Below are 18,169 nucleotides of genomic sequence, written 5' to 3'. Positions count from 1 at the left end.
TTCCTTTAAGCAATACCGGATTTTAGGGGGACAAAAAGAACGTCCTCGAGCACGCTTTGTTGCAGGCCGTGACGGGTTCGGTCGACCACCACCAGCGCCTGCCGCCCACCTTGCGTGACCATCGGCGCCACCAGCCTGCCGCCGACCGCCAGTTGTATGCACCACGCGTCCGGAATGGCGTCCCCGCCAGCCGCGGCGATGATGCCAGCGTAGGGCGCACCGCGCTCGTAACCGACCATGCCGTCGCCGAACAGCAGATGCACGTTGGCGATACGGAAGGGCCGCAGGTTCGCGCGGGCCTTTTCATGCAGGCCGCGCAGGCGTTCGATGGAATACACCTCGCGCGAGATCTGGCCCAGCACCGCTGCCTGGTAACCGCAGCCGGTCCCGATCTCGAGCACCCGCCCCAGCCGGCCGCCCTGGGCGATCTCGGCGCCCAGCAGCAGTTCGCACATGCGTGCCACCACGCCGGGCTTCGAAATCGTCTGGCCCAGACCGATCGGCAGGCTGGTGTCTTCATAGGCCTGGCCGGCCAGCGCGGAGTCCACGAAGCGATGCCGCTCGACGCCGGCCAGGGCTTCCAGCACCAGCGGCGAACGTACGCCCTGCGCCTCGATCTTGCGGACCATGTTGGCCCGCACGGCGATGGAGTCGAGTCCGCGGCCGACCACCGGAATCTTCGGCACCGGGCCGGTCGATACCGGCAAAAGCGACGGCATCGCCGACTGGCCGTCACGTGTCGGCAGGCGCGCAGGGAAGGAAGGGCGGTTGCTCAAGACGGGAACCGGGCTGGTGTCAGGCCGGAGCCCGGATCAGGCCTTCATCGGGATCCCGGTCGGCCATGGGTTCGAGCGCGCCGCCCATGCGCTGGGTGGCGTCGATCCAGTACGACAGGTTGTCGTGGTCGGTGAGGTCGACCTTCAGCGGCGTCATGGCGACATGGCCGTTGGCGGTGGCGTGGAAATCGGTGCCGTCGGAATCGTCCTTGGCCGGCCCGGCAGCGCCTATCCAGTACATGGTCTCGCCGCGCGGGCTGACCTGGGTGATGACCCGTTCGGCCGCATGCCGGCGGCCCAGGCGGCAGAGTCGCACTTCGTTCAACCGGTCGTAGGGGCGGTTGGGAATGTTGACGTTCAACAGCCAGGGCGCGTCCTGCACCTTCAAGTCGCGGGTGAGTTCCTGGACGATCTCGCGTGCCTTGCGGGCCGCGGATTCCAGTTCGCCCCAGCCTTTTTCGACCTGCGAGAAAGCGATGGACGGCACGCCGAACAGAAAACCTTCCATGGCCGCGCCGACGGTGCCCGAATACAGGGTGTCATCACCCATGTTGGCGCCGTTGTTGATGCCTGACACCACCAGGTCGGGCCGGTAATCCAGCAGGCCGGTCAGCGCGACATGCATGCAGTCGGCCGGCGTCCCGTTGACATAACGGAAGCCGTTCGAACCCTGGTGCACATAGAGCGGCGCATTCAATGTCAGGGCGTTCGACTTGGCGCTGTTGTTATGTTCCGGAGCGATGACTTCGACATCGGCGATTTCGATCAGCGCCCGGTACAGGGCGACGATTCCCGGCGCCTGGAAACCGTCGTCGTTGGAAAGCAGGATCTTCATCATGAACAGCGGCGATTCTAGGCCGCGGGGTCCGGCGCAAGGGGTGGGAGATTCAGCGGCTCAGCCTGTCGAGCAGGGCTTCGGGCCGTAGCGGTCGGGCGAAATGGTAACCCTGCGCGAAGGTGCAGTGCAGGTGGCGCAGGCGCTGGGCGATGGCGTCGGTCTCGACCCCTTCGGCCAGCACGTCCAGCCCCAGGCTGAGCGCCAGCGAGATGATGCCCCGCACGATGGCGGCGTTGTCCGGGTCGTCGATCAGGTCGCGCACGAAGGACTGGTCGATCTTGATCTTGTCGAACTTGAACCGGCGCAGGTAGGCAAAACTGGAATAGCCGGTGCCGAAGTCGTCGATGGACAGCTTGACGCCCAGCGCCTTCAGCTGCTTCAGCGTGCTCATCACCGCTTCGCCGTCGTGCAGCAGCACGCTTTCGGTGAGCTCGAGTTCGAGCTTGTCGGGCGTGATGCCGGACTGCACCAGCGCCTGCTCGACCTGCTCCAGCACCACGCCGCGCTGGAACTGGCGGGCCGACAGGTTGACCGCCATGAACAACTGCGGATGGCCGGCGTCATGAAACGCCTTCAGCTGTCGGGCGGCGGTGATCAGCACCCAACCGCCCAGTTGCTCGATCATCCCGCTCTCTTCTGCCAGCGGGATGAAGGTGTTCGGCGGCACAGCGCCGCGCTGCGGGTCGTCCCAGCGGCAAAGGGCCTCGATGCCGACGATCCGGCCGGTCGCGAGTTCGACCAGCGGCTGGTATTCGAGCCGCAATCCGCCGTGGTCGAGCGCATGGCGCAGCGAAGATTCCAGTTGCAGCCGCTCCAGCGATGCGTCGTTGGTGGACGCCATGGCGAACTCGTAGCCCGCCCGACCACCGCGCTTGGCCACGTGCAGCGCGGCATCGGCCCGGCGGAACAGCGCATCGAAGGTATCGCCATCGCCGGGGCACATGGCGATGCCGATCGAGATGGAGACATTGATCGGCATCTCGGCGAAGGTCAGCGGTTCGGCCACCGCGGTCATGATGTTGCGCGCCACCTGGGCCGCATCGGCCGTGTGGCGCAAGCCCGGCAGGGCCAGCAGGAATTCGTCTCCGCCCAGCCGGCCGACCACCGCACGCACGCCGCCGGCGGTCACTAGACGCTCGCCGACGGTGCGCAGCAACTGATCGCCCGACTTGTGACCCAGCGAATCGTTGAGCACCTTGAAGTTGTCGATGTCGATCACCATCAGGGCGACCTGCTCGTTGAGCGCCCTCGCCTCGTCCAGCAAGGTGGTGGCATGCAGGGCGGCCTGGGTGCGGTTGGACAGGCCCGTCACCACGTCCAGCGTCGACAGGGTGGCGATGCGTTCTTCGGCGGCCTTGGTCGAACTGAGGTCCGACAGCGCTGCCACGTAATGGGTGATGGTGCCGGTGCCGCGCTGGCGCAGCACCGAAAGGCTCAGCCGCTGCGGAAACACATGGCCGCTGCGGCGCCGGTTCCAGACCTCGCCGCGCCATTCGTCCTGGGTGTCGAGCAATTGCCAGATGGCGCGGTTGAGCGACTCGTCCTGCTGGCCGGCGGTGAGCAGCATGGGGTCCAGCGCCAGCGCTTCGTCCTGTTCGTAACCGGTGATCTGGGTGAACGCTGCATTCACCATCACGACCCGGTGCGAGGCATCGGCGATCAGGATGCCGTCGGTACTCTGGTCGAGCACGCGGCCGGCGAGTTCGAGCTTGGACGAGGCACTGCGCAGTTCGGTCACGTCACGCCGCACCACCAGAATGTGGCGCCGGCTTCCGTCGGCGTCGAAGGAAGGGGCACGCAGCACATCGTGCAGGCGTGTGGCCTGCTGCTGGTCGATGAAGATTTCTTCGGTTCGCAGCGGCACGCCCGACAGCCAGACGGCTTCTTCGTGCAGCGCCGACTCGCGCAGGAAATCGGCGGACGGGTGGTTCTGCGCGATCAGGTCGCTGTCGGTGAAACCGTGGCTCAGCCGACCCAGCTGCAGGTGCCGCCGCATGGCAGGGCTGGCCAGCAGCCAGCGCCCGTCGCCATCCTTCAGGTAGGCGATGTCGGGCAGGTAGGTGAACAGTGCATGAAGGGCGGCGCGGTCGGCCGCTGGCGCCATCAGCGGGATGGATGCTGGAGCCTCTCCGTCGGCCGGCGCTTCGCTCAACAGGAAGAGCCTGAGGCGCTGTCCTTCGGTGCCGGTCGCGGAGCCCGGCCACCAGGCCACGCGGCGGCGCTGGCCGCTGGCGGTGAGGGCTTCGTCGATCACGAAGCTGGAGCGCGCATCCGCCAGGCGTGTAAACAGGTCGGGCAGCCGTGCCGGATCGGAACACAGGAAGGACCATGCCATCGCGTCATCGACCATCGCGGCCGATGCGTGCCCCAGCAACGCCTGGCAGCCGCCGCTCCAGTAAACGATGCGGTGACTGTCTTCCATATCGACGACCACCACCGCGAATGCGGTTCCGTGCAGGCCGTCGAGCTGGCGCAAGGCTTCGACCAGGCCGACTTCAGCCTGTAAACCCGCACTCGCTGTCAGACGACCTCGCATCCCCACTCCCGTTCTGCGGCGATGCCGCAGCGCCGTTATCGCGCGTCGGCCCGGCACGGATGTGCGCCACAGCTAGTCAAAAATTATAGGTGGGCATGGGGGTCTGACCGATTGAAATTCGCTAACTGGTTTTGCAACCACTTACTCACTGCCTCATGCGCATCGGCGGCTGTTGCGAGGGCGGTTCACGCACCGGAATGGCCGGCGCTGCGGGGTCTTCCGGATCGGGAACGGAGGGCGGCGCGGCGGGAGGCTGCGTCGGCGGGACGGGGTCGGAAACCGGAACCTCGTGCAGATGGGCCGGGTCCAGGCTTGGCAGATCGACAATTTCATTTTTCATGTCGATCACGCTAGCGCACCCATCGGGCGCACAGTGTCAGCAAACCTTGCCGGCGCCGGGCAGTCACCGACCGACACTCGGCCGACACACTATTTACTGTATATTTCAACAGTACTTTGGAGCCCCCCATGGAAAGCATCATCGAGCCTATTTTTACGGTCAACCTCGAGGATTTCGAAGGTCTGCCCACGGTCCAGCGGCAGCTGGCCGAAAAACGTTATGCCAAGGCGCTGGAAAAGGCATTGGGAGATGCCGATGGCATCGCGCGTGCCTGCCGCGCCTGGCAAACCGCTGCCGACAGCGACGAGGCATCGATCGACAAGGAAACCGCCAATCTGGCGACGCAGTGGATGAAGGCTTCCGACCTGGCGCGGCAGGCCGGCATGCGCGACCTCGGCGAAGACGGCGGTGCGTTTTTCGAGGTGCGGCTGCACTGATTTCGGCCTGTTTTTCCCGGCCGTAGAATCCGCGTCGGACGCCGGTTTCCGCATCCACGATCTGGTCGACACAGGGGTTCTGGTGAAACGCTTCGCTGCACTTCCATCTTTGCTCGCCGGCATCTTCCTGGCGTCGCCGGTGCTGGCCGCACCACCGCTGACCGACACCAGCGGCCAGCGCATTGCGCTCGACGCCTACCAGTTGTGCGCACAGCTGCACCTGCCGGACAACTTCGCCACCATCAAGGATGTGCAGCACACGGTGGCCATCGCTGTGGATGCGTGCCACGCAGAGCGCATGACGCTGGCGGGCCAGTTCGCACTTGAAAACCCCGGCACCACACAGACCCTGGAATTCGTCAACAACCACCGCCGCGGTGTCATGAACAACCTCGCGGACTTCGTGCGTTCGACCGGCCAGCGCAGCCCGGTTCGGGCTCGCTGAAACGACGGCTGCCGACAGCTGCGGCAGGCTGTCTTTATGAAATCTTTATAGCCCCCGCGGCATTCTTGACGACGGTTTTACGCCTCCGGACCTAGCCTTGCGCATCGTTTGTCGAGGAGTCGTCATGGACTTGGTTTTTGTCGGGGGCATCGCCCTCTTGTGGGCCGCGATCGCTGGCCTGGTCGTAGGGCTCGAGCGCCTGCAACCCCGCCGGGGAGAACGGTCGTGATCGATCTCCAAGTGCTCTACGGGGGCGCCGGCTTGCTGGTCGTGCTGCTGTTCGCCTATCTGGTCTACGCGCTGCTGCGCGCCGAGGAGTTCTGAGATGAACGCCTCTGCCTGGACGCTGCTGGTCGTCTTCCTGCTGAGCCTGCTGCTGCTCGGCTGGCCGCTGGGGCGCTGGATCGCCGCTCTTTGCCAGGGCCATCATCCCGTCTGGATGCAGCGTGCCGAAGCACCGCTGCTGAAGCTGGCAGGTGTCAGCGACACTTCCACCGGCTGGAAACCTTACGCCCTGGCGCTGCTGGCCTTCAACACGCTCGGGGTGTTCTTCGTCTACGGCCTGCAACGCTTGCAGGCCCTGCTGCCGCTCAATCCGGACGCCCTGCCCGCGGTGTCGACGGACTCCGCCTTCAACACAGCGGTAAGTTTTGTCGGCAACACCAACTGGCAGGGTTACGTGGGCGAAGCCACCATGGCGCACCTGACGCAGATGGTGGCGCTGGCCGGCCAGAACTTCTTCTCGGCCGCTACCGGCATCGCCGTCGTGTTCGCCCTGTTCCGCGGATTTTCGGCGCGTTCCTCGGGCCAGGTCGGCAACTTCTGGGTCGACCTGACCCGCATCACCGCCTGGCTGCTGCTGCCGCTGTCGCTGGTGCTGGCCGTCGCCCTTGCCGGCCAGGGTGTCATCCAGAATTTCCAGCCCTCGAAGGAAGTGCAGACACTGGAAGTCCAGACCTGGCAGAAACCGCGCGTCGACGCCGCCGGTCAGCCGGTGGTCGGCGCCGACGGCACGCCGGTGACCGACACTGCGACCAGCCAGACCCAGACGCTCGCCATGGGGCCGGTGGCTTCGCAGGAGGCCATCAAGATGCTGGGCACCAACGGCGGCGGGTTCTTCAACGCCAACTCGGCACACCCCTACGAAAACCCGGGCGCACTGAGCAACTTCCTGCAGATGCTGGCGATGTTCGTGATACCGGCCGCCCTTTGTTTCGCCTTCGGCCGGGTGGTCGGCGACAGCCGTCAGGGCTGGGCCATCCTGGCCACCATGACGGTGCTGTTCGTGGTGGCGGTGGCAGCCGTCATACCTGCCGAACACGCCGGCAACCCGCTGCTGCAGCCGCTGGGCGTGGACCAGGCGCTGGGCAACATGGAGGGCAAGGAAACCCGCTTCGGCATCGATGCGTCGGCGCTGTTCGCAGCCATCACCACGGCGGCATCCTGCGGCGCGGTCAACGCCATGCACGACTCGTTCACCCCGCTCGGCGGCATGGTGCCGATGGTGCTGATGCAGCTGGGCGAGGTTGTGTTCGGCGGCGTCGGCAGCGGGCTCTACGGCATGCTGATCTTCGCCATCCTGGCGGTTTTCATCGCCGGCCTGATGATCGGCCGCACCCCCGAATACCTGGGCAAGAAGATCGAGGCGCACGAGATGAAACTCGCCTCCATCGCCATCCTGGTGACACCCCTGCTGGTGCTGGTGGGCACCGCTGTGGCGTTGGCGACCAGTGCCGGCCGCGCCGGCATCGCCAACCCGGCTGCGCACGGTTTCTCCGAAATCCTCTACGCATTCACATCCGCCGCCAACAACAACGGCAGCGCCTTCGCGGGGCTTTCGGCCAACACGCCGTTCTACAACACGCTGCTCGCCATCGCCATCTGGTTCGGGCGCTTCGGCGTGATCGTGCCGGTGCTGGCCATCGCCGGCGCACTGGCATCCAAGAGCCGCCTGCCGGCCAACGCCGGAACCATGCCCACCCACGGGCCGCTGTTCGTGGTGCTGCTGATCGGCACCGTGCTGCTGGTCGGATTGCTGAACTACGTTCCCGCCCTGGCCCTGGGCCCGATGGTCGAACACCTGATGTTGTGGAGCGCCCGCTGAACGCGGCGTCGAGAAAAATGAAACAACAAACCCCAACCCTGCCCGTCGAAGCTGCAGCCGACGCACCGGCTCCCCACTCGCTGGCCCTGCTCGACCGCAGCCTGATGGGCCCGGCCCTCCAAAGCGCATTCGCCAAACTCGACCCGCGTGTGCAGTGGCGCAATCCGGTGATGTTCGTCGTCTACGTCGGCAGCATCCTCACCACCCTGCTCTGGCTGCATGCGCTTCAGGCGCCGGCCGACCTGTCTTCGCCACCGTGGTTCATTCTTTCGGTGGCGGTGTGGCTGTGGTTCACCGTGCTGTTCGCCAACTTCGCCGAAGCCCTGGCCGAAGGCCGTAGCAAGGCGCAGGCAGCATCCTTGAGGGGACTGAAAAAAAGCACCTGGGCCAAGAAACTGAAACGCCCGGTGCACGGCTCCGACTGGCTGCCCGAACAGGCCGAGAACCTGCGCAAGGGCGACGTCGTGCTGATCGACGCCGGCGACCTGATTCCGCTCGACGGCGAAGTGATCGAAGGCGTGGCCTCGGTCGACGAAAGCGCCATCACCGGCGAATCCGCACCGGTGGTGCGTGAATCCGGCGGCGATTTTTCGTCCGTCACCGGAGGCACCCGGGTCCTGTCCGACTGGCTGGTGGTGCGCATCACGGTCAACCCGGGCGAGTCCTTCCTGGACCGGATGATCGGCATGGTCGAAGGCGCCAAACGCCAGAAGACACCCAACGAGATCGCGCTGACCATCCTGCTGGTGGCCCTCACGCTCGTGTTTCTGGGGGTCACCGCCACGCTCCTGCCTTATTCGCTGTTCAGCGTGCAGGCAGCCGGCGCCGGCACGGTCGTCAGCCTGACCGCACTGGTCGCGCTGCTGGTCTGCCTGATCCCCACCACCATCGGCGGCCTGCTGTCGGCAGTGGGTGTCGCCGGCATGAGCCGCATGTTGCAGGCCAACGTGATCGCCACATCGGGCCGGGCGGTCGAAGCCGCCGGCGACGTCGATGTGCTGCTACTCGACAAGACCGGCACCATCACCCACGGCAACCGTCAGGCCACCGCTTTCGTCGCCGCGCCGGGCATGACCGAACACGCCGTCGCCACCACCGCCAGCCTGGCTTCGTCGGCTGACGAAACGCCCGAAGGCCGCAGCATCGTGACACTCGCTTCGCGCCTCGGTTTCGGCACCGCAGCCGCGCCGGTCGATGCGGTCGCCGTGCCCTTCACCGCCCAGACCCGCATGAGCGGCCTGGACCTGCCCGGCCGCATCCTTCGCAAGGGCGCAGTGCTGGCGGTGGGTGCCCATGTCGAATCGCTCGGCGGCCAGATGCCGGCCGAACTGCAGCGCGCAGCCGACGACATCGCCCGCCGCGGCGGCACGCCGCTGGCGGTGGCCGACGGCGCCACGGTGGTCGGTGTGGTCGAGTTGAAGGACATCGTCAAAGCCGGCATCAAGGAACGGTTCGGCGAACTGCGCCGCATGGGCATCAAGACGGTGATGATCACCGGCGACAACAAACTGACCGCCGCGGCCATCGCCGCCGAGGCCGGTGTGGACGACTTCCTCGCCGAAGCCACACCGGAAGACAAACTCAGGCTGATCCGCCAGTACCAGGCCGAGGGCCGGCTGGTTGCCATGACCGGCGACGGCACCAACGACGCGCCCGCCCTCGCCCAGGCCGACGTGGCGGTGGCCATGAACTCCGGCACCCAGGCTGCGAAAGAGGCCGGCAACATGGTCGACCTGGATTCCAACCCGACCAAGCTGCTGGAAATCGTCGAGACCGGCAAGGCGTTGCTGATGACCCGCGGCTCGCTCACCACGTTTTCCATCGCCAACGACGTCGCGAAGTATTTCGCCATCATTCCGGCGATCTTCGTGTCGACGTATCCGCAGCTGTCGGCACTCAACGTGATGCGGTTGGGCAGCCCGTCGTCCGCCATCCTGTCGGCCGTGATCTTCAACGCGCTGATCATCGTGGTGCTGATTCCGCTGGCGCTCAAAGGGGTGGCCTACCGCCCGGTCGGCGCTGCCGCACTGCTGCGCCGCAACCTGCTGATCTACGGCCTGGGCGGACTGGTCGTCCCCTTCATCGGCATCAAGGCCATCGACCTGCTGCTGGTCGTCTGCGGCCTGGTCTGAACGTCCAAGGAAACACCCTCATGAATTCCGTCATCCGCCCCACCCTGGTGCTTTTCACCGCCCTCACCCTGGTCACCGGCGCGGCCTATCCGCTGGTCGTCACCGGCGCCGCGCAGCTGCTGTTTCCGGAACAGGCCGCCGGCAGCCTGCTGCTGCGCAACGGCCAGCCGGTCGGCTCGGCGCTGATCGGCCAGGCGTTTTCCGACCCCGGGCATTTCTGGGGACGCCCGTCGGCCACCGGCCCCACCGCCTACAACGCACAGGCGTCCAGCGGTTCCAACCAGGGACCGCTGAATCCGGCGCTGGTCGAAGCGGTCAGGGGCCGGGTCGAGGCCCTGCAGGCGGCCGACCCCGGCAACCTGGCGGCCGTGCCGGTCGACCTGGTCACCGCCTCGGCCAGCGGACTCGATCCGCACATCAGCCCGGCCGCGGCTGCCTACCAGCTGGAGCGCGTGGCGCGTGTCCGCAAGCTGCCCGCCGAAGCGTTGGCGCGCCTGGTCGAAAGCCACACCCGCTATCCGGTGATGGGCTGGTTCGGCGAGGCCAGGGTGAACGTGCTGGAACTGAACCTGGCGCTCGACGCACTGGAGAAATGAACCATGGGCTACGCCGCCTACCGATATGCGTCATCACCCCGCCAGGCTGCCACCGCCTTCGTGGTGCTCGACGTGATTGCGGAAGTCAACGAGGCCGCCCATGTGCGGCATGCGGCCAGCGCCTGCGCAGGCGCGGGTGTGTTGCGCTGCATTCCCCTGCAGCAGGACGGCCGGGTGCGGCTGCAGGTGCGTTGCCCGCGGTGTGAGATCGAGCATCTGATGCAACAGGTGATGCGGCTGACCGTGGCCGCGGAATTCGGCCGGCTGGCCTGCTGGTCGGACCATCTGGCCCGCTATCAGGAGGCCCGCTACGGTTGAGTCCGGCTTGCGTTATTTCTGCCGGACGAACGCCTGTTTGGTCAGCCAGTTGGGTTCGGACTTCTTGAAATGCCAGATGTCGGGGCTGTCCGGCGAAATCTCCAGGGTGTGGTCCTGGCCGTCCAGCGGCGCGAAGCGGGCGCAGCTGGGTACACGCGAGGCCGTCACCGAAATGACGAAAGACTTGTCGTTCAACTTCTTCGCCTTGCCGTTGGTGAAGAACTCGAAGGGTTCACCTTCACGAATGCAGCGTCCGAAATACTGCATCTTGTATTCGGTGCCCGCGCCTTTTTCGATGATGAACTCGGCGTCCTTGGCTACGTAGCGGCCGACGATGTCGGGGCCGGCGGCGAAGGCGGCCTGGGTGATGCACGCCAGGGCCAGACCCGATGCCGCCCGGACAAGGCCGGTGCGGATCGGCGGACGAAGATGGGAAAGATGCGACACGCTCGGAACGCTCCATGCGAAGGAACCAGAAGTCTAACTTCTGATCCGGCCCGCGCGGACACCGGCGCTGGCGCGACCTGCATTGACGGTCATCGACCGTCTGTAGGACGCCGGATCGATTCCTGTGATTTTTTGTAATCAACACTTCACAAAGCTTTGCGCCCCGACAGCAACAATCTGACCTTAGCCGTCCAACATCGACCCCATGCTGCCGAACCTGCGTCCCCTGCTCGCCTCCTGCCTTTGCCTCGGTGTCCTGGGAGGCTGTTCATCGCTGGGCTCGCCCAAGCCCTTCGAATTCGAACACGAGGCCTTCGACACCGTCGGCACCTATTCACGCGAAGTGCCGGCATCCGCCGAACGGGCCTGCGCGGCGGCCCGGCGGGCGCTGCTGAGCCAGGGCTACATCGTGAATGCGACCAACACACTTTCGGACGTGGTGGCACGCAAGAACTTCCAGCAGAACGCCGACCAGCACATCGAGGTCGAATTCCATGTGGTGTGCACCGCCAACGCCGACGGCCACAGCACCATGTTCGCCACCGCCTTGCAGGACACCTATGCGTTGAAGAAAACCAACAATTCGGCCAGCCTGGGCGTGAGCGCCATCGGTTCCTTGTCCATGCCGATCAGCAGCATCAGCGATTCGATGGTGAAAGTGGCCAGCGCCACCATCCCGACCGTGAGCATGTACGACCGCTTCTTCGACCTGAGCTTGCGCTACCTGGCCATGTCAGAGCAGAAAGCCCAGGAGGTACAGGAAGGACCGCCCGCAGAGACGCGGCCGGTCACCGGTTTCCAGGGGTTCTGACCGCAAGACCGGGGCACCCGGCGGTCATATCGGAGAATCGGGCAACAACGCAGGAGCATTTCCACTGGCGGCGTGCGGCAGGCGATCCTAGGATCGGGCAATGAACTCATCCAGAATCTTTCTTGTCAGCGGTGTCAGCAGCGGCTTCGGCAAAGCGCTCGCCGTGGAAGCCCTCGCCCAGGGGCACCAGGTCGTGGGCACCGTCAGAAGCATCGACCAGATAGCGGATTTCGAGGCCCTCTCGCCCGGACGCGCCCATGCCCGCCTGCTGGATGTGCGGCAGTTCGATGCCATGGCGCCGCTAATAGAAGAGATAACGACAACCGTCGGCCCCATCGACGTGCTGGTCAACAACGCCGGATACGGACACGAAGGAATCATGGAGGAGTCGCCACTCGAAGAAATGCGGCGGCAATTCGACGTCAACGTATTCGGTGCAGTGGCGCTCACCAAGGCGGTTGTTCCCGGAATGCGTTCACGCCGTAGCGGGCACGTGGTCAACATCACCTCGATGGGCGGTTTCATCACCATGCCGGGCATTGCCTACTACTGCGGCAGCAAATTTGCCCTGGAAGGCATTTCCGAGGTGCTTTCGAAGGAGCTCGCGCCTTTCGGCGTCGCCGTCACCGCGGTCGCCCCGGGCTCGTTTCGCACCGATTGGGCAGGCCGTTCCATGGTGCGGTCGAATCGCAGCATCCCCGACTACGACGCCTTGTTCGAGCCGGTGCGAGAGGCTCGCCAGGCAAAAAACGGAAAGCAGCTGGGCGATCCGGCAAAGGCCGCTGCCGCGATCCTCCAACTGGTGGCCATGGCCAACCCGCCCACGCATCTGCTGCTGGGCAGTGACGCGCTGGCCTTGGTCCGGAGCAAGCTGAAGGACATGGAACAGCAGATCGCCATGCATGAAACACTGACCCGCTCCACCGACTTCGAACAGGCTTCCTGTCGATGACCCATGACCCGTGAACCGGCCCGATGCGCACGCACTGCGCACCTGCAGATAATCGAATTGCTGGCGACGCTCGCACCGGTGGAGGGCTACACCGCGACACGGGTGCGCGGCATCCGCCTGCTCCGGTCCGACAGGCCGCTCAAGAGCACACCGGTGCTTTACGAGCCTGGCATCGTTTTCGTCTGCCAGGGCCGCAAGACAGGTCTTTGGGGTGACCAGCGCTTCGTCTACGACGCCCGGCACTACCTTGCCGTCGCCATGCCGGTCCCTTTCACCATGGAGACGGAGGCGACGGCGGACGAGCCGCTGCTGGCGCTCTACCTGAGCCTCGACCTCGCCGTGATCGCCGACCTGACGGCGCAACTGGACGGACTGCTGGGCGCTCCAGCGGCAGCGGCCGTCACCCTGCTCTCGACACCGATGGACGATCGCCTGTCGGATGGCATCCTGCGTTTGCTGAAGACGCTGGGATCGGTCGTCGAGTCGAGCATCCTGGCACCGGCGATCATCCGCGAGATCTGCTTCCTGGTGCTGAGCGGCGACCAGGGGCCGGCTCTTCGGGCGGCGCTGGCCGGCAGCGGCCGGGTCGCTCGCATCGGCCGGGCGGTCCAGAGGATTCATTCGGCGTATTTCGAGCCGCTGGCAATCGACGACCTGGCCCGCGTCGCCGGCATGAGTGTTTCGACTTTCCACACGCACTTCAAGCAGGTGACCCAGACCTCGCCGCTGCAGTACCTCAAGTCGATACGGCTGCACAAGGCGAGGTTGATCATGGTGCGCGAAAACATGACCGCCGCTGCAGCCGCCGCACGGGTCGGATACGAGAGCGCTTCGCAATTCAACCGGGAGTTCAAGCGTCTTTTCGGCTCCAGCCCGGGTTTGGAAGTCGCTCGGCTGCGCTCTGCCTATGCACTGCCCACCATGCCGTGGGCAGAGCAGTGGGTGTCGTCCCATTGAATAAGCTGCTGACCATCGACGCGCCGACAGCCTCTCCGGCATTCGACTGACGTACCCCCTGGCGCGACCGCTCCCAGAGTGGCGACACACCAGGAGAACCCAGGATGCCAACTTCGCAGGACACCCGAACCACGGCACGCCGCACCGCCGGAAGGCGGCGCTGTCTGCTGGAACGTCACCATCGGCTGACCGCGGCACGAGATTGACCCCGGCATGGCTGGACTGATCGATTTTCTGCAATGGCCTGCAATGGGCTGTTCCCTGCTCGCCGCCTGGATGGTGGCGTCGCGGCGCAGTTGGCACCGAAAGGCGGGCTTCTGGGTATTCCTGATGAGCAACGTGCTGTGGGTGACCTGGGGCGTGTCCACCGGCGGCTGGGCGCTGGTATTGCTGCAGGTGGGCCTGGCGGCGTTGAATCTTCGGGGCGTCAAGAAGAACCAGACCGACCAGGTCCCACAAGGCGACTGACTTGAAGAGCACCGGCGGATCGTTCGCGCCTGGTTCGCCCGCACGAAGTTCGCGGCCTCCTACATCGACATCACGAAACTTTATTTAGGTTCGCAGACAACCTTTCGCGTTTCTGTCCTTGCAGTCCACGGGAGGTCCCACGAATGAACTCCAGAGAGAACGCCAATGGACACCCGTATTCCATCCTCGAACGAAGCACCGCCCACTACCGAGCTTGCGATTACGCTTCAACTCAACGGGCTGCCCTATTCCACCCATGCAGAACCCTGGGTCACCCTGCTCGACCTGCTGCGTGAAGACGCGCATCTGACCGGCACCAAAAAAGGCTGCGACCACGGTCAATGCGGCGCCTGCACCGTGCTGCTCGATGGCAAGCGGGTGAACAGCTGTCTGCAGCTGGCGGTAAGCCTCGACGGTTGCTCGGTGCAGACCATCGAAGGCTTGTCGGACGGCGACGACGCACTGGGAGTCGACCCCCTGCAGCAGGCTTTCATGGACCACGACGCGTTCCAGTGCGGCTACTGCACGCCGGGCCAGATCTGTTCGGCCCGCGGCCTTATCAGGGAAGGCAAGGCCTGCACCCGCGAAGAGGTGCGTGAACTGATGAGCGGCAACCTGTGCCGCTGCGGCGCTTACACCAACATCACCGACGCCGTGATGTCGGTGATCAAGCTCGAAGGGGTTGCCAAATGAACCGCTTCGAATATTCCCGGGCCGGCGACGCATCCGAAGCGGTGCAGCTGGCTTCGGCCGGCGGTGTGCGTTTTCTGGCAGGCGGCACCAACCTGGTCGATCTGCTGAAGGAAAACGTGGAACGGCCGGCGAAAGTCATCGACATCCGCCGGCTGCCGCTTTCGGCCATCACCGAACTGGAAGGCGGCGGACTGCGGCTCGGTGCATTGGCCAGCAACGCCGACACGGCCTGGCATCCGCAGGTGGAAGCGCGCTACCCCTTGCTGTCTTCCGCCATCCTGGCCGGTGCAAGCCCGCAACTGCGCAATGCCGCAACCAACGGCGGCAACCTCAACCAGCGCACCCGCTGTTATTACTTCTACGACACCGCCGCTGCATGCAACAAACGCCAGCCCGGTGCGGGCTGCTCCGCCATCGGCGGTGTGACCCGCATCCACGCGATCCTGGGCACCAGCTCCGAATGCATTGCCACCCATCCGTCGGACATGTGCGTTGCACTCGCAGCGCTCGGCGCCACGGTACGGGTGCAGGGCGCCGCCGGCGAAAGGGAGATCGCGTTCGCCGATTACCACCGCCTGCCGGGCGATGACCCGTCTCGCGACAACAACCTGGAAAAGGGCGAACTGGTCCTGTCGGTCGATCTGCCGGCGGAAGACTTCAGCACGCACTACAGCTACCTCAAGCTGCGCGACCGGCTCTCGTATGCCTTCGCGCTGGTGTCGGTGGCCGCTGCCTTGCAGATGGACGAAAGCGGCGTGATCAAACAGGGCCGCGTGGCCATGGGCGGCGTCGCCCACAAGCCATGGCGCTTGCCGGAGGCGGAAGCCCTGCTCGAAGGGCAGAAGCCATCACAGGCGCTTTTCCTGAACGTGGCCGACCGGTTGCTGCTGGGCGCGGAAGGCCGTAGCGGCAATGATTTCAAGATCGAGCTCGGCCGCCGCGCCATCGTGCGCGCCTTGCGCCAGGCCGCTGCCGGCACCCCTCAATCGCAGACCGACAAGCGGGTGGCATGAACATGAAAAATTCTTCTTACAGCTCTTCCAGCTCTACCAGCGTCCGTATCGGCGACGCATTCAACCGGGTGGACGGTTTCGTCAAGGTGACCGGCCGTGCCCGTTACGCCGCCGAATACGCGGCTCCGGACCTGCTATACGGCTGGGTGGTTTCAAGCGACATCGCCAAGGGGCGCCTGCTTTCCATCGACGAATCCGCCGCACGCGCATTGCCCGGCGTGGTGGAGGTCATCAGCCACAAGAACCGCCCCCACCTGGCCTGGTTCGATCGAAGTTATGCGGACGAAGTCTCGGTGCCCGGTTCGCCATTCCGGGCGCTGTACGACGACAGCATCGCCTTCAGCGGCCAGCCACTGGCGCTGGTGATCGGCACCAGCCTGGAGGCCGCCCGCGATGGCGCCGCGCTGCTCACCTTGCAGTACGAACGGCAGGCGCACAACACCGACATGCGCATCGCCCTTTCCAGCAAGTACGAACCGAAGAAGAAACGCAGCACCTTCCTGCCGCCGAAGGCACGCGGCGACGCGCCCGCCGCCTACGACTCGGCTCCGCTCAAGCATTCCGCCGAATACCGCCTGTCGGCGCATTTCCACAATCCGATGGAAATGCACGCCACCACCGTCGTGTGGGAAGGCGGCGGCAAGATCACCGTGCACGACAAGACACAGGGTTCGCAGAACGTCCAGGCCTACCTGGCGTCGGTATTCGGTTTCTCGAAGGAAGACGTCCGGGTGCTGAACCCCTATGTCGGCGGCGCCTTCGGCTCCGGCCTGCGCCCGCAATACCAGGTGTACCTGGCCACCCTGGCCGCGAAGATGCTGGAACGTTCGGTGCGGGTGGTGCTGACCCGGCAGCAGATGTTCACCCACGTGCACCGGCCCGAGGCGGTGCAGACGGTGTCGCTGGGCACCGACGACAGCGGGCTGCTGCAGGCCATCGTCAACGACGCCACTACCGCCACTTCGCAATTCGAGGACTACATGGAAGTGGTCTGCAACTGGGGCCTGATGAATTACCGCTGCCAGAACGCGTCGGCCGAATACACCCTCGCCGCCATGGACACCTATACACCCGGCGACATGCGGGCACCGGGTGCTGCGACCGGCATGACGCTGTTCGAGATCGCGGTGGACGAAATGGCCTACCGCGCCGGACTGGACCCACTGGCTTTCCGTCGGCTGAACTATTCCGACATCGACGCGATGAACGAAAAGCCCTTTACCTCGAAGGCGCTGCGCCAGGCCTACGACCAGGGCGCCGAAAGCTTCGGCTGGGCCGACCGCACGGCGGAACCACGCTCCATGCAGCAGGGCAGCGAACTCATCGGCTGGGGCATGGCCACCGGCATGTGGGACGCCATGTTCATGAAGACCACCGCCAGCGCGCGGCTGACTTCCGAAGGCGAACTGGAGATCGCATCCGCCGGATCGGACATCGGCACCGGTACCTACACGGTGATGGCGCAGGTGGCGTCCGACACACTGGGCCTGCCGTTGGACAGGATCCGCCCGCAGCTGGGCGACAGCCGCCTGCCGGCATCGCCGGTGGAAGGCGGTTCCTGGATGGCCGCATCGGCCGGCGCTGCGGTGCAGCTCGCCTGCCAGGCCATCGGGAAGCAATTGCTGAAGATTGCAGAAGACATGCCGGGCAAGCCTCTGGGCAAGGCCGGGTACGACGAACTGGTTTTCAGCGACGGTCAGCTGTCGGTGAAGGAAGACCCGTCGCGCTCTGTCGCCATCGCCGCCGTGCTGGCGGCTTCGGGCAAGGAAGCGCTGGAAGCCGAAGAAACCGCCAAACCCGGCGTGGCCGACCTGGTCAGCCAGATGCAGAAAGCCCGCAATACCCACAGCGCCATTTTTGCAGAGGTGAAGGTCGATGAAGAGCTGGGGGTGGTGCGCGTGACCCGCATCGTCTGCGCGGTGGCGGCGGGCCGAATCATCAACCCCAAGACCGCACGCAGCCAGATCCTGGGCGGCGTGGTGATGGGCATCGGCATGGCGTTGCACGAAGAAGCCCTGACCGACCATCGCCTGGGACGGGTGATGAACCACAGCTTCGCCGAATACCACGTGCCGGTGAACGCCGACATCGACGCCATCGAGGTGATCTTCGTCGACGAACCCGACCCGGAAGTGACGCCGCTGGGTGTCAAGGGCCTGGGCGAGATCGGCATCGTCGGCACCGCCGCAGCGGTCGCCAACGCCATCTTCCATGCCACCGGCAAACGGGTTCGCGAGCTGCCCGTGACCATCGACAAACTGCTCTGAAAAGCAGTCGCCGACGACCGGATTTCGTTTTCCCACATC

General features: G+C 65.3%; 19 protein-coding genes. 14 read left to right on the top strand and 5 right to left on the bottom strand.

The window, feature by feature from the left end; translation table 11 throughout:
* Positions 1–5 precede the first annotated feature (5 nt).
* The 4 genes from AC3ANW_RS04745 to AC3ANW_RS04730 form a co-directional block, all read right to left on the bottom strand.
* Positions 6–719: a protein-L-isoaspartate(D-aspartate) O-methyltransferase gene (locus tag AC3ANW_RS04745; RefSeq protein ID WP_488345356.1), complete on the bottom strand. Its 714-nt coding sequence runs from the start codon at positions 717–719 to the stop codon at positions 6–8.
* Between the two features lie 76 nt (positions 720–795).
* On the bottom strand, positions 796–1,611 hold the full coding sequence (gene surE / locus AC3ANW_RS04740) for a 5'/3'-nucleotidase SurE (RefSeq protein ID WP_488345355.1): 816 nt from the start codon (positions 1,609–1,611) through the stop codon (positions 796–798).
* 52 nt (positions 1,612–1,663) lie between these two features.
* Entirely contained in the window at positions 1,664–4,150 is a 2,487-nt protein-coding gene (locus AC3ANW_RS04735) for a putative bifunctional diguanylate cyclase/phosphodiesterase (RefSeq protein ID WP_488344052.1), read from the bottom strand.
* Positions 4,151–4,295: 145 nt separating this feature from the next.
* A complete protein-coding gene (locus tag AC3ANW_RS04730) occupies positions 4,296–4,499 on the bottom strand; it encodes a hypothetical protein (protein WP_488344051.1) in 204 nt (67 codons plus the stop codon).
* Between the two features lie 119 nt (positions 4,500–4,618).
* Between AC3ANW_RS04730 and AC3ANW_RS04725 the strand changes: the two genes are divergently transcribed.
* From AC3ANW_RS04725 to AC3ANW_RS04695, 7 genes are all read left to right on the top strand, one after another.
* Positions 4,619–4,927 (top strand): hypothetical protein, encoded by a 309-nt coding sequence (locus AC3ANW_RS04725; RefSeq protein WP_488344050.1) that lies wholly within the window; start codon positions 4,619–4,621, stop codon positions 4,925–4,927.
* 82 nt (positions 4,928–5,009) lie between these two features.
* Positions 5,010–5,372 (top strand): hypothetical protein, encoded by a 363-nt coding sequence (locus AC3ANW_RS04720; RefSeq protein WP_488344049.1) that lies wholly within the window; start codon positions 5,010–5,012, stop codon positions 5,370–5,372.
* A 225-nt stretch (positions 5,373–5,597) separates the two neighbouring features.
* On the top strand, positions 5,598–5,696 hold the full coding sequence (gene kdpF / locus AC3ANW_RS04715) for a K(+)-transporting ATPase subunit F (RefSeq protein ID WP_488344048.1): 99 nt from the start codon (positions 5,598–5,600) through the stop codon (positions 5,694–5,696).
* Between the two features lies 1 nt (position 5,697).
* Positions 5,698–7,476: a potassium-transporting ATPase subunit KdpA gene (gene kdpA, locus AC3ANW_RS04710; protein WP_488344047.1), complete on the top strand. Its 1,779-nt coding sequence runs from the start codon at positions 5,698–5,700 to the stop codon at positions 7,474–7,476.
* A 17-nt stretch (positions 7,477–7,493) separates the two neighbouring features.
* Positions 7,494–9,608: a potassium-transporting ATPase subunit KdpB gene (kdpB, locus tag AC3ANW_RS04705; protein ID WP_488344046.1), complete on the top strand. Its 2,115-nt coding sequence runs from the start codon at positions 7,494–7,496 to the stop codon at positions 9,606–9,608.
* 20 nt (positions 9,609–9,628) lie between these two features.
* Positions 9,629–10,204, top strand: a complete 576-nt coding sequence (kdpC, locus tag AC3ANW_RS04700; RefSeq protein WP_488344045.1) for a potassium-transporting ATPase subunit KdpC — start codon at positions 9,629–9,631, stop codon at positions 10,202–10,204.
* Positions 10,205–10,207: 3 nt separating this feature from the next.
* Complete coding sequence (locus AC3ANW_RS04695; RefSeq protein ID WP_488344044.1) at positions 10,208–10,522, top strand: hypothetical protein; 315 nt, start codon at positions 10,208–10,210, stop codon at positions 10,520–10,522.
* 12 nt (positions 10,523–10,534) lie between these two features.
* Here AC3ANW_RS04695 and AC3ANW_RS04690 read toward each other — a convergent pair whose 3' ends face one another.
* A complete protein-coding gene (locus AC3ANW_RS04690; RefSeq protein ID WP_488344043.1) occupies positions 10,535–10,969 on the bottom strand; it encodes a hypothetical protein in 435 nt (144 codons plus the stop codon).
* Positions 10,970–11,174: 205 nt separating this feature from the next.
* Between AC3ANW_RS04690 and AC3ANW_RS04685 the strand changes: the two genes are divergently transcribed.
* The 7 genes from AC3ANW_RS04685 (at position 11,175) to AC3ANW_RS04655 (ending at position 18,130) form a co-directional block, all read left to right on the top strand.
* Positions 11,175–11,780, top strand: coding sequence for a DUF2242 domain-containing protein (locus tag AC3ANW_RS04685; RefSeq protein ID WP_488344042.1), 606 nt, complete (start codon positions 11,175–11,177; stop codon positions 11,778–11,780).
* Between the two features lie 100 nt (positions 11,781–11,880).
* Positions 11,881–12,732, top strand: coding sequence for an oxidoreductase (locus AC3ANW_RS04680; RefSeq protein ID WP_488344041.1), 852 nt, complete (start codon positions 11,881–11,883; stop codon positions 12,730–12,732).
* A 3-nt stretch (positions 12,733–12,735) separates the two neighbouring features.
* Positions 12,736–13,689, top strand: coding sequence for an AraC family transcriptional regulator (locus AC3ANW_RS04675; RefSeq protein ID WP_488344040.1), 954 nt, complete (start codon positions 12,736–12,738; stop codon positions 13,687–13,689).
* Positions 13,690–13,902: 213 nt separating this feature from the next.
* Complete coding sequence (locus AC3ANW_RS04670; RefSeq protein ID WP_488344039.1) at positions 13,903–14,157, top strand: hypothetical protein; 255 nt, start codon at positions 13,903–13,905, stop codon at positions 14,155–14,157.
* A 165-nt stretch (positions 14,158–14,322) separates the two neighbouring features.
* Positions 14,323–14,850 (top strand): (2Fe-2S)-binding protein, encoded by a 528-nt coding sequence (locus AC3ANW_RS04665; RefSeq protein WP_488344038.1) that lies wholly within the window; start codon positions 14,323–14,325, stop codon positions 14,848–14,850.
* Positions 14,847–15,863, top strand: coding sequence for an FAD binding domain-containing protein (locus AC3ANW_RS04660; RefSeq protein WP_488344037.1), 1,017 nt, complete (start codon positions 14,847–14,849; stop codon positions 15,861–15,863). Before AC3ANW_RS04665 ends, AC3ANW_RS04660 begins: the two co-directional genes overlap by 4 nt.
* Before the next feature lie 2 nt (positions 15,864–15,865).
* Positions 15,866–18,130, top strand: a complete 2,265-nt coding sequence (locus tag AC3ANW_RS04655; RefSeq protein WP_488344036.1) for a xanthine dehydrogenase family protein molybdopterin-binding subunit — start codon at positions 15,866–15,868, stop codon at positions 18,128–18,130.
* The last annotated feature ends 39 nt before the right edge of the window (positions 18,131–18,169 follow it).

It is taken from the genome of Xylophilus sp. PBN-3R (assembly GCF_057747805.1).
The sequence above is the reverse complement of the archived record's forward strand: the minus strand, read 5'-3'. Positions and strand labels throughout refer to the sequence as shown.

Excerpts from the sequence above, each read along its gene's own strand:
- AC3ANW_RS04745 (WP_488345356.1), bottom strand. The coding sequence starts at position 719 with ATGCCGTCGCTTTTGCCGGTATCGACCGGCCCGGTGCCGAAGATTCCG.
- surE (WP_488345355.1), bottom strand. The coding sequence starts at position 1,611 with ATGAAGATCCTGCTTTCCAACGACGACGGTTTCCAGGCGCCGGGAATC.
- AC3ANW_RS04735 (WP_488344052.1), bottom strand. The coding sequence starts at position 4,150 with ATGCGAGGTCGTCTGACAGCGAGTGCGGGTTTACAGGCTGAAGTCGGC.
- AC3ANW_RS04725 (WP_488344050.1), top strand. The coding sequence starts at position 4,619 with ATGGAAAGCATCATCGAGCCTATTTTTACGGTCAACCTCGAGGATTTC.
- kdpA (WP_488344047.1), top strand. The coding sequence starts at position 5,698 with ATGAACGCCTCTGCCTGGACGCTGCTGGTCGTCTTCCTGCTGAGCCTG.
- kdpB (WP_488344046.1), top strand. The coding sequence starts at position 7,494 with ATGAAACAACAAACCCCAACCCTGCCCGTCGAAGCTGCAGCCGACGCA.
- kdpC (WP_488344045.1), top strand. The coding sequence starts at position 9,629 with ATGAATTCCGTCATCCGCCCCACCCTGGTGCTTTTCACCGCCCTCACC.
- AC3ANW_RS04695 (WP_488344044.1), top strand. The coding sequence starts at position 10,208 with ATGGGCTACGCCGCCTACCGATATGCGTCATCACCCCGCCAGGCTGCC.
- AC3ANW_RS04685 (WP_488344042.1), top strand. The coding sequence starts at position 11,175 with ATGCTGCCGAACCTGCGTCCCCTGCTCGCCTCCTGCCTTTGCCTCGGT.
- AC3ANW_RS04680 (WP_488344041.1), top strand. The coding sequence starts at position 11,881 with ATGAACTCATCCAGAATCTTTCTTGTCAGCGGTGTCAGCAGCGGCTTC.
- AC3ANW_RS04675 (WP_488344040.1), top strand. The coding sequence starts at position 12,736 with ATGACCCGTGAACCGGCCCGATGCGCACGCACTGCGCACCTGCAGATA.
- AC3ANW_RS04670 (WP_488344039.1), top strand. The coding sequence starts at position 13,903 with ATGGCTGGACTGATCGATTTTCTGCAATGGCCTGCAATGGGCTGTTCC.
- AC3ANW_RS04665 (WP_488344038.1), top strand. The coding sequence starts at position 14,323 with ATGGACACCCGTATTCCATCCTCGAACGAAGCACCGCCCACTACCGAG.
- AC3ANW_RS04660 (WP_488344037.1), top strand. The coding sequence starts at position 14,847 with ATGAACCGCTTCGAATATTCCCGGGCCGGCGACGCATCCGAAGCGGTG.
- AC3ANW_RS04655 (WP_488344036.1), top strand. The coding sequence starts at position 15,866 with ATGAAAAATTCTTCTTACAGCTCTTCCAGCTCTACCAGCGTCCGTATC.